We start from the raw sequence: 15,162 nt of genomic DNA on the forward strand, positions 1-15,162 counted from the left end.
CTTTCAGGTAATCGCGTCAGCGCTGCGTTTGCCGATTGCCGCGCTGAGGGCGTCGAGTTCGGCCAGGATGTCGATGGCGGCCCAGACTCGGTTGCGCTTGGACTCCGACAACACGTCGAGGACACCGGCTGTGGTGAGGCGGTCGAGAGCTCGATAAGTACTCGCCTCGGTGGTGCCGGTGAGGCGGTGGGCGGTATCGATGTTGAGGATCGGGTTGTCCAGCAGGTTCGCCAGCAAGGTTTCGTCTGAGGAGCCCGACCTCGGACGGGCGTTCTCGCGCCAGCGTTCTGGCAGTGCTGCCAGCGCGAGGGCCGAATCGACGGCGGCCGCACTGGAATGCACTGCGGCAAGCGCCACGTACTCCACGAAATCGTCTGCTCGACCAGCTCGATAGCCCGTCAGCTCGGCGAAGTACCTGGCCGTGTTTGCCACCATGACCGACGCCATCGGTATGGTGACCCGGCTGGTCAGACCACGGTGCCGGAGGATCGCACTGATGAGAGCGCGGCCGATGCGGCCGTTGCCGTCGACGAAGGGGTGGATCGACTCGAACTGGGCGTGCGCGATCGCGGCCTGAGCGAGAACCGGCAGGTCTCGGCGGCTCGCGAAGGCGAGCAGATCATCCATGAGTTCGGAAACGAGTTCGGGTGGTGGAGGTACATACAGCGCGTCGATCGGGGTGTAGTCGCTGCCGCCGATCCAGTTCTGGGCATCGCGGAAGCGGCCGGAATCCCTGGCCGCGTAGTAGTCCGGAGCCATGAGCAGGCGATGGGCAGCCAGCAGATCATCGACCGTGGTCGGGCCTCGGCCCGCCGCATCGACCAGTGCAGTCAGAGCCTGCACCGCGGCGAGCTGCGAGCGGGCCTCGTCGCTGGCCTTGGCGCCACCGATGGCCTTGCCGAACGCACGCCACCCCGCGTCGATGTGTTCGATCTTCGACGATGCGACGGATTCGCTGCGCAGCAGAAAGTCACCCAGAGGTGCGAGGTACTGGCCGTGGCCCGCTTCGAGTCGCGCCACCGCGATCACCGCGTCCTCGTGGGCTCGGGCTACCTTGCCCGTCGGGTCGTAATCGAGGTCGGCGATTCGCGGAGGAATCGCCACGGTAATCCGTTCGAGCGTCCTGTCGTCACGGGAACCCTGCCGATGACGTGGTGCCCACGCCCGCTCCTCGATGCGGTGCTTTGGCCATTTCATGGACAAGAACGCTCGAAAAGTACAGTATCCATCCTCTTATTATACTTTAACCGCACTAAACGCGATCAGTAATTCCCGTAGACGTGTATCCTGCGACAACGTATAGCCTCCGCGCGGAATCTACTGACGCGGCTTTCGCTGGTGCGTCGCGCTGGCTCCTGATCAAGCCCGTTGGTGGACGGCGTTCTCCCTCGCCAGCGCCACCGCAGCGGCCACGCCGTCGCGCCATATCGGGCCGTGGCCGGGGAGCACGATGTCGGCTGGGACCGATTCCAGTGCCGCGTAGCTGGCGATGGTGGCTGCGGTGTCGTGGTTGAAGAAATTAGGGAGTGGTTGGGGGCCTTCGATTTTCGAGGTGGGGTGGGCGGTGACGAGGGTGTCGCCGGTGGCTATGGCGCCTGCGGCGGGGAGGTGGAAGGCGGAGTGGCCGGAGGTGTGGCCGGGGCAGAGGATGGGGATGGGGTTGCCGGGGAAGTCCAGTCGGCCTTCGGTGGGGAAGGGCTGGATGTGGGGGACCGTGTTCTTGCGGAGGCCGCCCGCGGCGGTGATGCGGGCTGCCCAGGCGAGGGTGTCGCGGTCGGTGAGGCGTTTGATGACGTCGAGTGGCGTGGCGGACTCGTGGCATTCGCCGCGGGCGTGGGCCACCTCGGTGGGGCTGGTGTAGGCCGGGATCGCGTAGTGGTGGTGCAGGTGGTTCATGGCACCGACGTGATCCAGGTGGGCGTGGGTGAGCAGGATGGCGACGATGTCCTCGGGGCGGTGGCCGAGGGCGCGGATCGTCTGCTCGATGGTGCGGGCGTCGCCGTACCAGCCCGCGTCGATCAGGGTGAGGTCGCGGCCGTCGCGCAGCAGGACCATGTTGACGTCGGTGCCGCGGATCGTGAAGACGTCGTCGGCGACTTGCTGGTAGCGCACAGCGCGAATCCCTCCGTCGAGTTACAGCTCGGCGCCCTACCGACATCGCCGGTAGGGCCGGGCGACATCACCAGATCGTCACGCGCTCACCGGGAGCCAGGTAGAGCTGGTCGTCGGCCGTCACGTCGAAGGCCTCGTAGAAGCTGTCGATATTGCGCACGACCGCGTTGCAGCGGAACTCCGGCGGGGAGTGCGGATCGACGGCGAGGCGGCGGATCGCCTCCTCGGGGCGGGCCTTGGTGCGCCACACCTGTGCCCAGCCGTAGAAGACGCGCTGCAGGCCGGTGAGGCCGTCGATGACCGGCGGTGCGGCGCCGTCGAGCGAGATCTTGTACGCGGCCAGCGCGATCGACAGACCGCCGAGGTCACCGATGTTCTCGCCGATGGTGAACTCGCCGTTGACGGTGTGCTCGTCGGCCAGGTCGGCGGGGGAGAGCACGTCGTACTGGTCGATCAGTGCCCTGGTGCGCTTGGCGAACTCGGCGCGGTCGGCGTCGGTCCACCAGTCCTTCATATTGCCGTCGCCGTCGTACTTGGCGCCCTGATCGTCGAAACCGTGGCCGATCTCGTGGCCGATCACCGCGCCGATGCCGCCGTAGTTGGCCGCGTCGTCGGCATTCATGTCGAAGAACGGCGGCTGCAGGATCGCGGCGGGGAAGACGATCTCGTTCATGCCGGGGTTGTAGTAGGCGTTCACCGTCTGCGGGGTCATGAACCATTCGCCGCGGTCGACCTCGCCGCCCAGTTTGCCCAGGTCACGGTCGTGGTCGGCGGCGTAGCCGCTCCGGTAGTTGCCGACCAGGCCGGCCGGGTCGACCTCGACCGCGGAGTAGTCGCGCCAGGTGTCGGGGTAGCCGATCTTGGGGGTGAACTTCTCCAGCTTGGTCAGCGCCGCGGCACGGGTGTCGGGACCCATCCACTCGAGGTCGGTGATGTTGCGGCGGTAGGCCTCCTGCAGGTTGGCCACCAGCTCGACCATGCGTGCCTTGGCCTGCGGCGGAAAGTGCCTGGCCACATAGAGTTTGCCGACCGCCTCGCCGAGCAGCTCCTGCACCAGCGACACGCCACGCTTCCAGCGCTCGCGGTTCTCCTGCGCGCCGGTCAGGGTGCGGCCGTAGAAGTCGAAGTTCTCGGCGACGATCTCGTCGGTCAGGTACGGCGCCCTGGCGCGCAGCACCTGCGCGACCGCCCAGTCCCGCCAATCAGCCTGCGGCACAGCGGCCCACGCCTGCGCGAAGGCACGCACATAGTCGGGCTGGCGGACAACGAGCTCGGCGAACAGCTCCTCGCCGCCGCGATCGAGCCCGGAGGCGACGGCGTCGACCCAGGCGGCCCAATCGAATTCGGGGTTCTCGGCCACGAGATCGGCGAAAGTGGTGAGGTTGTAGCTCTTCTCGGCGTCGCGACGCCGCACCACGTCCCAATGCCCTGCGGCGAGGGTGCGTTCCAGCTCGAACACGCGGCGCGCGGCGTCGGCCGGGTCGGCGGGCAGCAGACCCGCCAGCGCCGGGTCGGCGGCGGCGATGGTGAACATCTTCGCGAGATGGGCCTGGTAGGCCTCGCGGATCTCGGCGAATTCGTCCGAGCGGTAGTACGACTCGTCCGGCAGGCCGATCCCCGACTGGGTGGCGTGCACCAGGTAGCGGGTGGAGTCCTTGTCGTCGGTGTCGACGTAGTAGCCGAGCGCGCCGCGCACTCCGGTGCGCTGCAAGCGGCCGAGCAGCGCGGCGAACGCGCTCGGGCCGTCGACCTCGGCGATCGCGCGCAGCTCGCCCGCGACCGGCGTGAACCCGGCCGCGGCCACGACGTCGGTGTCCATGAAGCTCGAGTACAGGTCACCGATCTTGCGGGCATCGGCGTCATCGGACGCGCCCGCCGCGCTGTCCTGGATGATCGCCTGCACATCGAGCTCGGCCTGGTCGTACAACGTCCGGAACGCGCCGTCCACCGCGCGGTCGGCCGGAATCTCGTACCCGGCCAGCCACTGCCCGTTGACGTGCGCGAACAGATCGTCCTGCACCCGCACCTCCTGGTCGCGGAAGGACAGATCGATACCGGAAGGACTGCTCAGGTCGGAAGTCACGGGCTCCAGTATGCCGACAACGGCCGACACATGTGGCTGCTCGCGGCGGGCGGGCTAGACGCAGACGAACTCGTCGTCGCGGGCACCGGCGACGAAGGCCTCCCACTCACCGGCGGTGAAATGAAGCAGGATGTCGTCGTGGCGGAGGGTGGCCGAACCGTCGACGGAGACGTGGGCGACCAGGTCGGGATGACGACGCGTGCTCAGCAGGCAGTGCAGGAACGCGGTCCACAGCTCGGCGTCGACGGTGATGATCGGCTCGTCGAGACCGACGTTCATCGGATTGCGACGGAATTTGCTGTCACGTATCTGAACCGTGTCACCATCGAAACGGACCTCGACACATTGGTTGCCGTTATTGGAGCGCGACGAGGTGAACCAGCCGTGATCGGCCGGGCGGCGACGAGCGGTGGTGGACATAGCCCGAATCTTACACGCTCGCATAGTCGCTGATCAGGGCCAGAGATTCGGTGCGCGAGAGGGATTGCTCCCTGGCGCGCAGGTAGGCGAAGCCGAGATCGCGGACCTGTTCGGCATCGTCGACGGGGCCGCCGAAGACAGCGCTCTCGGCCCACGCGAAGGTAGGTAGCTGATCGCTTGCGAAGTCGAGCAGATGGAAGCTGGAGCCACCGAGAACGGCACCCTCTGGCGCGCTGAACGGGATGACGCGCACGTCGACGGTGTCCAGTTCGCGCATCAGGTCGGCGAGCTGACGCAGCTGCCCGCGCAGCACCTCGGGTCCACCGGTCTGCTGACGCAGCGTCGCCTCACCGAGCACCGCGGTGAGCTCGAGCGGCTCGGGCCCGCGCAGGCGCTGCTGACGGCGCATCCTGATCGCGACCAACTGGTCGACCTGCACCGGCCGGATCATCACATCGGCGCTGATCAGGGCGCGCGCGTACGCCTCGGTCTGGAGCAGGCCGGGCACGATCAGGCTGTCGTAGCTGCGGATGCTCAGCGCGCCGGCCTCCATGCCGTAGAGCCGCTGCAGCTCGGGACCGATCAGCGCCGACGAGGTCGACCACCAGCCGCGCCGCTTGCTCGCCTCGAGCAGGGCGAGCAGTTCCCCGCGCTCCTCGTCGGCCACGTCGAGCACGTCGAGGACCGGTTCGATGGTGGTGCGGGTGAGCACCCGCCTGCCCTTCTCGACGTGGGACCAGTTGGCAGGGGTGAACCCGACCCGACGGGCGAAGCCTGCCGAGTCGAAGCCGCGCTGCTCGCGCAGTTCGCGCAGGCGCAGCACCAGTTCCCAGCGCGCCGCGGTCGGCGAAACGGGTGGCATGGGCGAATATCGTACGCTGATCGACACGCCAGCTACTGACTATTGTCAGCGCGGTTGTGCGGCACTAGGCTGTTGCGAACGGCATTTTTCCCCTGGTAGAGGCCGTTATGAAAAAGTTTCCCGCTTCACCCGGTTCGTGATGCAGAGTTCCTCCCCGTTCGAGCGAATCCACAGCTACATCGAGTCACCGTCGACAGAGACGAGGTCGTGATGAGCACGTCGCGCACTGATGAAAAAGGCGGGTATACCGCGGCCGAGGAGTACTCGGCCACCCAGGATGCGCTGGCGCGCTGTCGCCACTATCGCAAGCACAACGGGCTCTACGGCGTGGTCGACTCCTCGATGGGCCGGATCATGCTGGAAATCGGGGCGGTCGGCGCGGTGGTCATGCCGTCGACGCTGGGGGAGCGGGTGCGCGGCCTGCTGATCGGGCGCGGCCAGCGCTGCGGGCCGATCATCGCCCATCCCCGCTCCGGCCGCTGGACCTTCCTGACCGGCCCCACCGACAATTCCTATCTCGACACCGTGCTGTTCGCCGAGCTGTTCCGGGTGTGCGCCTCGGTGGCCCTGCCCGGCAGCGAGATCGTGCTGCCATCGCCCGCCGACGAGCGCAGCGGCTACCGCACCTGGGTGCAGGAGCCCGACGGCGACTACCGGCCCGACTTCGCCCAGATCGTCGCCGCCACCCGCACCAACGCGCGGTCGGTGGTCCTGGCGCAGGAGTCCGGCTCGGCCTGAGGTCACTGCCCGCCCAGGCGGGCGTGCATCTCCCACACCAGCAACTCGGCGTCGCCGTGCGGGCGCACCAGCTGGCCGCCGGAACGGGTCAACCGGACCGCGTCACCCTGGTACATGGTGCCGATTCCCTCCACGTCGACCTCGCCGCGCGCTACGAAGACATGCAGGTACGGGGCATCGGGCAGGGTGACACCCGGACTGTCGGCCTGCATCCGCGCGACGTGCATGGCGGCGTGCGAGGAATTGATCGCGATCGCGGTGCGATCGCGATAGCGGGGCAGGCCGGAGGCGACCGTCACCAGGCCGCCGCGCGCCAGCTCGTCGTCGATCTCGAGCTGCTGATAGCCCGGGTCGACGCCCGGCTCGTCCGGCACCACCCACATCTGGACGAAATGCACCGGTTCGTCGTGCTCGGGCACCTTGCCGTCCAGGCGCCACGAGTCGTTCTTCTCCGAGTGCATGATCCCGGTGCCCGCGCTCATCCGCTGCGCGAGGCCGGGGTAGATGATGCCGTTGTGGCCGAGTGAGTCCTGGTGCACCAGGCTGCCGCCGAGCACCCAGGTGACGATCTCCATGTCCCGGTGCGGATGCGTGTCGAAGCCCTCGCCTGGCAGCACCACGTCCTCGTTGTTCACCAGCAGCAGGCCGTGATGGGTGTTGTCGGGGTCGTAGTGCTCGCCGAAGGAGAACGAGTGTTTGGAATCGAGCCAGGAGATCCGCGTCTTCATCCGGTCTCCGCCGCGATGGAGTTCGATCCGCGGTGTCGTCGATGTGGACATGACGTTCCTCCTGCTCGCACCCGTACCGCCGACTCAATTCTGGCACCACTATCCTCACGAGGTGTCGACTGATCGCCATGACGGCTCGAATCCGGCAGGTGAGCGGCCGATCTCGATGCGAAACTTGCGCCGTGACAGCCGCGGGGTGCTGCGGCGGAATCCGCAGATGCCGCGGCTCGCGCTGCTGCGCCTTGCGGCCCAGTTCGGTGACGGGATGTTCCAGGCCGCGCTGTCGGGCGCCATCCTGTTCAACCCGGAACGCGAGACCGACCCGCTGGCGATCGCCGCCGGCTTCGCGGTCCTGCTGCTGCCCTATTCGGTGCTCGGGCCCTACGCGGGCGCGCTGCTTGACCGGTGGGATCGGCGCAACGTCCTGCTGACCGCCAGCGTGGCCAGGGCGGTGCTGATCGGCCTCGCCGCGATCGGGCTCGCGATGGGGATCGGGGAGACGCCGCTGTTGCTGCTCGCGCTCGCGACCGTGGGAATCAGCCGGTTCGTGCTGGCCGGTGTCTCGGCGGCGCTGCCGCGGGTGCTCGAACAGCGATGGCTGGTGCCGATGAACTCGGTGCTCGCGACGGTGGCGTCGGTGTGCGCCGGCATCGGCGCCGCGGCGGCGGTGGCGGTGATCGCCCTGATCGGGGCGGGCGATGCCGCCTCGGCGGTGGCGGTGGCGCTCAGCGGCATCGGTTCGATCGTCGGCGCGATCCTCGCCTTCGGCTTCCGGCGCCGGGTGCTCGGGCCCGAAAGTGGTTCGGCCACTTCGGAGAGCACGGTGCACGCCATCGCGACCGGCTTGCGCACCGGCGCGGTCACGGTGTGGCGATCGGTGCAGGTGACGACGGCGATGATCGGCATCGGCGCGCACCGGATCGTCTTCGGCATGAACACCCTGATCATGGTGCTGGTACTGCGCCAGCACACCGGCGACACCGAGATGAGCGGTGGCCTGGTCGGATTCGGTGTCGCGATCGGTTTCGCCGCGGCGGGCATGCTGCTCGCCGCGATCCTGGCGCCGGTGCTCATTCCGCGCCTCGGCAGGCCACGCACCGTGCTGCTCGGGCTGACGACCGCGGTCGCCGTGCAGTTGACGCTGGTCACCCCGATCGCGCTGGCGACCGGTTCGGCCGTCGACAACGCCCATCGGCTGCTGCTCGCGGGCGCGTTCGGGCTCGGCCTCGCGGGCCAGACGATCAAACTGACCGGCGACGCGAGCATGCAGATCGACATCGACGACGACCAGCGCGGCCAGGTGTTCGCCCTGCAGGACACGGTTTTCAACATGACCTTCGTGCTGGCTATCGCCGCGACCGCGCTGGTCATCCCCGCCGACGGCCGCTCGATCGGGGTGGTGCTGGCAGGCGCGGCCGTGTACGCGCTCGGCATCGTGGCGATCGCGCTCAATTCCCGTCGAGCCAGGGCGGCCTGCTGAGCGGACCCGCGGTTTCCTGCGCGAGCACCGCCCGGTGGTCGACGGAGAACAGCGGGATGTCCGGCAGCAAGGCCGAATCGAGAGCGTCGGCGCCGTCGCGGTCCCAGGAGGCCGCGTCGTTGCTCGTGTCGCTGTCGAAGTCGAGCCATAGCGTGTCGGCGATGCCGGTGTCGGCCAGTTCGGCCTGCCCCGACCAGTCGTGCACGATGCCGTCACCGGTTCCGAGGACGTACTCGATTTCGCTCACATAGGGATTGGACGCACGGAAACCCCGTTCGGTTCCGGTAAGTTCATGGTCGAGTCGGTGGTATTTGTTTGTTCGTTCGGATATCCATTCGAGGGAGCACATGCGCGCATCGCACGGATCGACCGCACTCGGCGCCCTGCTGGCGGTGACGCTCGCCGTCCCCGCCTACGCCGCGCCGTTCCCCTGGATGCCGCCGCCCGTAAACATCTGCGGTGAAACAGGATTCGACCCACTCGACCGGCTGCCAGATCCGGACGCGCCGCCCGCGCCGCTCGGGCCGATGGTTCCGCCGAGCATCGATATCCCCGTCGTGATACCGGAGCTGACCCCCGTGCCGCTGCCCGATCCGCCGCACGACAACACCCGCGTCGCGCAGGTGCCGTTGCCCTCGGATCCGTGCCTCAATCCGTGCCCCGAGGTCAGGGACACGCCCGAACCCGAGGACGGAATCGAGGAGTCGGACGCCACGTCACCGAGTTCGGGCTCTGGCTCGGGTTCAGGGACGGGTTCGGGTTCAGGCTCGGGGCTGCCGCGCATCCGGCTCAAGCCCGAGCGGGAGACTATCCCGTACCCGGTACCCGGTGGCGAGGGCGAACCTGCCCAGGAAGCGCCGCCACATGTGGTGCGTCCGGTGGAACCGGGTCCGCTGCGGCCAGCGGTCGCGGCGCCGGTGGTGGAGTCGGTGCGGCTCGTCGAGCAGGTCACCGGGCACGGCTCGAACAACCGGACCGACATGCGCTGGCAGGTCGACGGCACCGACCTCGGCCTGTTCTGGGAGACCGAACCCGGCAAGGTGGCCATGGTCTTCGGCGACACCTTCGGCGAGGGCTGGGAATACGGTGGCGCCGGCTCCGACACCGCCGACTGGCGGTCAAACGTGCTCGCCTACAGCACCGACACGAACCTCGACGACGGACTCGTCATCGATTCGATGGTGCAGGACAGTCCCTGCCACGCCGCCGAACTGCTCGGCAGCCGCAAGATCAAGAACTGGGAGACCACCACCATCCCCACCTCGGGGTTCGCGATCGGGCGCAGGCAGTTCCTGAGCTACATGTCGGTCAACCACTGGTCGCGGGTCCCCGGCATGTGGCTGACCAACTACGGCGGGCTGGCGTACTCCGACGACGGCGGGCAGACCTGGACCAAGGATCAGCATGCCCGCTGGGAGAACATGTTCGGGGTCGGCCGGTTCCAGGTGGCGGCGATGGTGCCGCACGGGGAGTACGTCTACATGTTCGGCACGCCCAACGGGCGGATCGGCGTGATCGGCCTGGCCAGGGTGCGCAAGAGCGACGTGCTCAACAAGACGGCCTACCAGTACTGGGTGGACGGCGATTGGGCGCCCGCCGCGGAGAATTCGGCGACACCGCTCGTCGCGGGCTCGGCCAGCGAACTGTCGGTGCGCTTCGACGCGGAGAGCCGACAGTGGCAGATGATCTACCTGGACGCGCCCGCCAGCCAGATCGTGCTCCGCACCGCGTCGGAACCGCAGGGGCGGTGGACCTCGGCGGTGCCGCTGGTTTCCACGCAGGACTATCCGATGGCCTACGGCGGCTTCATCCACCCCTGGTCGACCGCGCGCGACCTGTACTTCACGATGTCGGCGTGGCAAAGCTACAACGTGTACCTGATGCACGCCCGGCTGAATCCGCCCGGCTGATCAGCGCGCGGGCACGAACCGCAGTCGCTCGCCCGGCCTGGCCTGGGCCACCCGGTCCACATCCGCGTCGAGCACGACGGCGATCACCGGATAGCCGCCGGTGATCGGGTGATCGGCGAGGAAGACGACCGGCTGGCCGCTCGGGGGAACCTGGACCGAGCCGAGCGCCACCCCTTCCGCAGGCAGTTCGTGGTTGACCGACCGGACCAGCGGTTGGCCCTCGGCGCGATCGAGGCGGGCGCCGATCCGATCGGTGTCGGCGGAGACCACCCAGGAACCGTGGAACAGCTCGTCGGGGTCGGTGAACCAGTCGTCCCGGGGGCCTGGTCTTGCCCGGATGGTCAGCACCTCCGGTGGCACCGGCAGCGGCGCGAACTCGACGGTCGGCATGGTGCGTGGCGTGGGCCCGACCGGGAGCTGCGTGCCCGGCTGTAATGGCTCGGGACCGATGCCGGACATGGTGTCGCGGCTGCGCGAACCGAGGACCTTGGGCACGTCGATGCCGCCGCGGACCGCCACATAGCTGCGCAGACCCGACAGGGCCAGACCGAGTCGCAGCACCTTGCCCTGCGCGAGTTCGAGCACGCTGGCGTGTCCGACCGGCGTGCCGTCGACGGTCGCGGGCGCGGCGGCGCCGGTGACCGCGACCGTGAGGTGAGCGTCGGCGCGCAGGGCCAGCCCGCCGAGCAGCACCTCGATGGCGGCGTAATCCTCCGGATTGCCGACCAGCCGGTTCGCCAGCCGGAGCGAGGCGCGGTCGGCCGCCCCCGCCTGTCCCACCCCGGAATCGAACCACCCGGGCCGCCCCAGGTCCTGGACCGTCGCGAGCGGTCCCACCCGCTCGATGAAGATCAGCATGCGATCACTCCCCGATTCGCTGTCGAGGCGGCGCATCGTTGAGCAGCCCTGGTGTTATTCCGTGGTCGCGGTGTCGACGAACCGTACCGCCGTCCCCGCCCGCACCAGCGCTGGTGGATCACGGTCGACCACCCACATCCGCAGATCGGTCGTGCCGATCAGCTGCCAGCCGCCCGGCGTGCCCCGCGGATACACCGCGGAGTAGCCGCCCGCCAGCGCCACCGCGCCGGGCGGGATTGCGGTGCGGGCCTGGGCCCGACGTGGCACCGTCAGCCTGCCGTCGGGGGAGGTCAGATAGCCGAAACCGGGTGCGAAACCGACGAACGCGCACCGCCAGACGGTGCCGGTGTGCGCGGCGATCACCTCCGGCACCGACAGGCCGAGCAGCCTGGCGACCGCGGGCAGATCCGCGCCGTCGTAGCGGACCGGAATCTCCACCACATCGTCGGGAATCTCGCTGTCGGGCAGTGTTCCACGGGAAACATCCGGCGAATCCGCTTGCGGGGGTTCCTGATCCAGCCGGTCGAGCAGCGCGACGAGCTCGCGGCGGACCTGGACGCCGTAGCTCACCGAATGCATGGTCACCAGAACGGTTTCCGCCGCGGGCAGCACGTCCTGCACGCCGGCGATCGCGTGCACGCGCAGGGCCGAGGCGAGCCGTTGCACCGGCCGCGGATCGTCGAGCGTGATGAGCATGGCGCGGTCACCCGCGGGCCGGATCCGCGAGTTCCAATCGTTGTCCGTGTCCCTCGGTCCTGCCTCGTCCATCCTGCCTCCCACCCTCAGCCGAACGGCTCCACCGGTACGCCTGCCTCGTCGAGCGCCTGCCGAACTCGGCGGGCCATCTCCACGGCGGCAGGGGAATCGCCGTGGACGCACACACTGGCCACGGTCACGGCGACCGTACCGGGACCGTCTACGGTACGCGCGGTGCCTGACACCGCAAGGGAAACAGCCTGGGCGACGGCCGTGTCGGGCGGCAGCACCGCGCCGGCAACTCCGCGCGGGGCGAGGGCGCCCGTCGCGGTATAGGCGCGATCGGCGAAGCCCTCGCCGACAAACCGGACGCCCAGTCTGCCCGCGGCTCGCTCGAGCTCCGTTCCGGCCGGTCCGAGCAGGGCCAGTCCAGGTTCGGCCTCGGCCACCGCGGCCAGCACGGCGTCGGCGAGCAGGCGATCGCGGGCGGCCGCGTGGTAGAGCGCGCCGTGGGGCTTGACGTAGCGCACCCGATCGCCCGCCGCGCGCGCGAACGCCGCGAGGGCCCCGATCTGGTACAGCATCTCGTCGCGCAGGTCGGCCGGGGCGATGGCGATATCGCGGCGGCCGAAGCCAACCAGGTCGCGGTAGCCGACGTGGGCGCCGATCCGCACGCCCTTGGCGACCGCGAGTTCGCAGGTCCGGCGCATGATGGACGGGTCGCCTGCGTGGAAACCGCAGGCGATGTTGGCGCTGGTGACGATGTCGAGCATCGCGGCATCGTCACCCATGCGCCACGGGCCGAAGCCTTCGCCCAGATCACTGTTCAGGTCCAGCGGCATGCGATGCCCTCCGGTGTTCGCGCGGCACTCCCAGGTGGTGATTCGAGCATGAACGACTCCGTTCGCGCCGTCACCACCGGGGCGCGGATACCCGCACCATCCGGCCGAGCCGCGCGCACAACACGCCGTTGAGCATGGCCGCCGGGGCGGCGGCCCAGTACGCTCGGACCATCATGGCCACGTATTTCGATCCGAAGTCCTGGTCACTGTCGGGCGCTGTCGACCTGGGCAGACGCCTGCTCGACCCGTCGTGGATCGACCAGTGGCTCGGCTTCACCACGTCCTGGGCCGACCCCGTCGCCGACCTTGGCTCCGGCACCGTCACCGCGCTCATGCCCGATGTGCTGATGACCGTGCTCAGCGAGGGAATCCTCAGCCGGTTCGGCGGGCAGGAAGTCAGCGCCACCCTGCTCGGTCACGACCTCACCGCCACCCTCGACGTGTTCAAGGTGCGCAGGCGCGGCGCCCACTTCCAGAGCAAGACGGTGCTGTCGGACCTGGTCTGGGACTCGCATCCGTTCGACAACGTCACCGTCATCGCGCACGGCGTCCGGCTCATCCCCGGCGTGCCGACCAAGATCCGCGTGCAGCAGCTCGACATCGAGGGCACCATCGGCATCGGGGCGCTCGTGGAATGGGTGGACGCGCAGAACCTGGACTGGCGGGTGCGTCTCGACGAGCGCGGCCGCATCCTCGCGACGCATCGCACCCGCAAGATGCGGGCGCTGGTCGAGGCGCAGGTCTACGACAACCTGCTCAGCATCGACATCCGCAGGGCCAGCTGGCACGGCATCCGGCTGCCCAAGCGCGCGGTACCCGCACCCGCGCTGCTGCTCGACGACCTGCCCAACCGGGCGAGCATCACCTACGCCCACCGCCGCGGTGACAAGGTGCGCTTCCGGATCGAACTGCCCGAGACGACCGGCTCGTTCGACCTGGCGCAGATCCGCTCGGCCATCGTCGCGGGCACCACGCTGATCGTCTTCTGATCAGGCGTTCTCGGCGGCCCACCACTCGAGCAGCGCAGCCTCGGCTTCCTCGCGGGTCATCGGGCCGCGGTCGAGGCGCAGGTCCTTGAGGTATTTCCACGCCTTGCCGACCTGCGGGCCCGGCGCGAGGCCGAGCAGCTCCATGATCGAATTGCCGTCCAGATCGGGCCGTACCCGGGCCAGATCCTCCTGCGCGCGCAGCGCGGCGATGCGCTCCTCCAGCTCGTCGTAGGTGGCGCGCAAGGCGGCGGCGCGGCGCTTGTTGCGGGTCGTGCAGTCGGCGCGGACCAGCTTGTGCAGGCGGTCGAGCAGGTCGTCGGCGTCGGTGACATAGCGGCGCACCGCCGAATCGGTCCACTGGCCCTTGCCGTAGCCGTGGAAGCGCAGGTGCAGGAACACCAGGCGCGCGACCTCTTCGGTGAACGCCTTCGGATACTTCAACGCGCGCATGCGCTTGCGCACCATCTTCGCGCCGACCACCTCGTGGTGGTGGAAGCTCACGCCGCCGCCGGGCTCGTTGCGCTTGGTGTCGGGCTTGCCGATGTCGTGCAGCAGCGCCGCCCAGCGCAGCACCAGGTCAGGGTCGCCCTCCTCCTGGTCGATCGCCTGGGAGAGCACGGTCAGCGAATGCTGGTAGACGTCCTTGTGCTGGTGGTGCTCGTCGATCTCGAGCTTCATCGCGGGCACCTCCGGCAGTACCCGCTGCGCCAGGCCGGTGTCGCACATGAGGTTGATGCCGTCGATCGGGTGATCGGCGCCGATCAGCTTGTCGAGTTCGGTGCGCACCCGCTCTGCGGTGATCCGGTCGATCTGCTCGGCCATCTCCTCGATCGCTGCCCGCACCCGCGGCGCCACGTCGAAACCGAGCTGGGCGACGAAGCGGGCAGCGCGCAGCATCCGCAGCGGGTCGTCGTCGAACGAATCCTGCGGCGCGGCAGGGGTATCGAGGACACCGTCGAGCAGGGCGTCGAGACCGTCGAGCGGATCGACGAACTCGAGCGAGCCGTCGGCGGCGATCTTCACCGCCATCGCGTTGACCGTGAAATCGCGGCGGACCAGGTCGCCCTCGAGCGTGTCACCGAAGGTGACCTCGGGATTGCGCGAGACCCGGTCGTAGGTGTCGGCGCGGAAGGTGGTGATCTCGAGCTGCTGATCGTCCTTGGCCGCGCTCACGGTGCCGAAGGCAAGGCCACCGGTGTCCCAGAGATGGTCAGCCCAGCCGCGCATCATCTCCTGCACCACGTCCGGCCTGGCATCGGTGGTGAAATCCAGATCGGTGCCAAGCCTGCCAAGCACCGCGTCGCGCACACTGCCGCCGACAAGATAAAGGGAATGCCCGCGCTCGGCGAACATCTCACCCAACGGTGTCAGCACATCCGACAACTGCCCCAGCGTCACCGCCGCCGCGGCCAGCAGCCGAGCTCGACGATCCGCCACAGCATCA

15 protein-coding genes are annotated in these 15,162 nt (G+C 68.8%); 4 read left to right on the forward strand and 11 right to left on the reverse strand.

Annotated elements, in window-relative coordinates; all coding sequences use genetic code 11:
- Positions 1–3: 3 nt before the first annotated feature.
- From ACFWF2_RS08585 to ACFWF2_RS08605, 5 genes are all read right to left on the reverse strand, one after another.
- Positions 4–1,197: a Fic family protein gene (locus ACFWF2_RS08585; protein ID WP_379306029.1), complete on the reverse strand. Its 1,194-nt coding sequence runs from the start codon at positions 1,195–1,197 to the stop codon at positions 4–6.
- Positions 1,198–1,359: 162 nt separating this feature from the next.
- Entirely contained in the window at positions 1,360–2,112 is a 753-nt protein-coding gene (locus ACFWF2_RS08590) for an MBL fold metallo-hydrolase (protein WP_379306031.1), read from the reverse strand.
- Positions 2,113–2,179: 67 nt separating this feature from the next.
- On the reverse strand, positions 2,180–4,195 hold the full coding sequence (locus tag ACFWF2_RS08595; protein ID WP_379306033.1) for a M13 family metallopeptidase: 2,016 nt from the start codon (positions 4,193–4,195) through the stop codon (positions 2,180–2,182).
- A 54-nt stretch (positions 4,196–4,249) separates the two neighbouring features.
- The gene (locus tag ACFWF2_RS08600) at positions 4,250–4,615 is read right to left on the reverse strand and encodes a DUF397 domain-containing protein (RefSeq protein WP_379306035.1); all 366 of its coding nucleotides are present in this window, start codon (positions 4,613–4,615) and stop codon (positions 4,250–4,252) included.
- Positions 4,616–4,625: 10 nt separating this feature from the next.
- Positions 4,626–5,477: a helix-turn-helix domain-containing protein gene (locus tag ACFWF2_RS08605; RefSeq protein ID WP_379306037.1), complete on the reverse strand. Its 852-nt coding sequence runs from the start codon at positions 5,475–5,477 to the stop codon at positions 4,626–4,628.
- A gap of 210 nt (positions 5,478–5,687) precedes the next feature.
- Between ACFWF2_RS08605 and ACFWF2_RS08610 the strand changes: the two genes are divergently transcribed.
- Positions 5,688–6,215, forward strand: coding sequence for a hypothetical protein (locus ACFWF2_RS08610; RefSeq protein WP_379306039.1), 528 nt, complete (start codon positions 5,688–5,690; stop codon positions 6,213–6,215).
- A gap of 2 nt (positions 6,216–6,217) precedes the next feature.
- Here the strand turns inward: ACFWF2_RS08610 and ACFWF2_RS08615 are convergent, their stop codons facing one another.
- Complete coding sequence (locus tag ACFWF2_RS08615) at positions 6,218–6,994, reverse strand: pirin family protein (protein ID WP_379306041.1); 777 nt, start codon at positions 6,992–6,994, stop codon at positions 6,218–6,220.
- Between the two features lie 115 nt (positions 6,995–7,109).
- On the opposite strand from ACFWF2_RS08615, the gene ACFWF2_RS08620 reads away from it, so the two are divergent.
- Positions 7,110–8,423: an MFS transporter gene (locus ACFWF2_RS08620; protein WP_379306137.1), complete on the forward strand. Its 1,314-nt coding sequence runs from the start codon at positions 7,110–7,112 to the stop codon at positions 8,421–8,423.
- Here ACFWF2_RS08620 and ACFWF2_RS08625 read toward each other — a convergent pair.
- On the reverse strand, positions 8,392–8,670 hold the full coding sequence (locus ACFWF2_RS08625; RefSeq protein WP_379306043.1) for a hypothetical protein: 279 nt from the start codon (positions 8,668–8,670) through the stop codon (positions 8,392–8,394). The two genes, ACFWF2_RS08620 and ACFWF2_RS08625, sit on opposite strands and share 32 nt — an antisense overlap.
- A 100-nt stretch (positions 8,671–8,770) precedes the next feature.
- Between ACFWF2_RS08625 and ACFWF2_RS08630 the strand changes: the two genes are divergently transcribed.
- The gene (locus tag ACFWF2_RS08630; RefSeq protein WP_379306045.1) at positions 8,771–10,333 is read left to right on the forward strand and encodes a DUF4185 domain-containing protein; all 1,563 of its coding nucleotides are present in this window, start codon (positions 8,771–8,773) and stop codon (positions 10,331–10,333) included.
- Here the strand turns inward: ACFWF2_RS08630 and ACFWF2_RS08635 are convergent, their stop codons facing one another.
- The 3 genes from ACFWF2_RS08635 to ACFWF2_RS08645 are packed head-to-tail and all read right to left on the reverse strand — an operon-like array spanning position 10,334 to position 12,729.
- Positions 10,334–11,191: a biotin-dependent carboxyltransferase family protein gene (locus ACFWF2_RS08635; RefSeq protein ID WP_379306047.1), complete on the reverse strand. Its 858-nt coding sequence runs from the start codon at positions 11,189–11,191 to the stop codon at positions 10,334–10,336.
- 54 nt (positions 11,192–11,245) lie between these two features.
- Positions 11,246–11,959: an allophanate hydrolase subunit 1 gene (locus tag ACFWF2_RS08640; protein ID WP_379306049.1), complete on the reverse strand. Its 714-nt coding sequence runs from the start codon at positions 11,957–11,959 to the stop codon at positions 11,246–11,248.
- A 14-nt stretch (positions 11,960–11,973) separates the two neighbouring features.
- Positions 11,974–12,729: a LamB/YcsF family protein gene (locus ACFWF2_RS08645; RefSeq protein WP_379306051.1), complete on the reverse strand. Its 756-nt coding sequence runs from the start codon at positions 12,727–12,729 to the stop codon at positions 11,974–11,976.
- A 173-nt stretch (positions 12,730–12,902) separates the two neighbouring features.
- Here ACFWF2_RS08645 and ACFWF2_RS08650 point away from each other — a divergent pair, with 173 nt between their 5' ends.
- A complete protein-coding gene (locus ACFWF2_RS08650) occupies positions 12,903–13,718 on the forward strand; it encodes a hypothetical protein (RefSeq protein WP_379306053.1) in 816 nt (271 codons plus the stop codon).
- Here the strand turns inward: ACFWF2_RS08650 and ACFWF2_RS08655 are convergent, their stop codons facing one another.
- Positions 13,719–15,155, reverse strand: coding sequence for a CCA tRNA nucleotidyltransferase (locus ACFWF2_RS08655; protein WP_379306055.1), 1,437 nt, complete (start codon positions 15,153–15,155; stop codon positions 13,719–13,721). It lies immediately after the preceding gene.
- Positions 15,156–15,162 lie beyond the last annotated feature (7 nt).

It is taken from the genome of Nocardia sp. NPDC060259 (genome assembly GCF_042728775.1).
Classification (GTDB): Bacteria; Actinomycetota; Actinomycetes; order Mycobacteriales; family Mycobacteriaceae; genus Nocardia.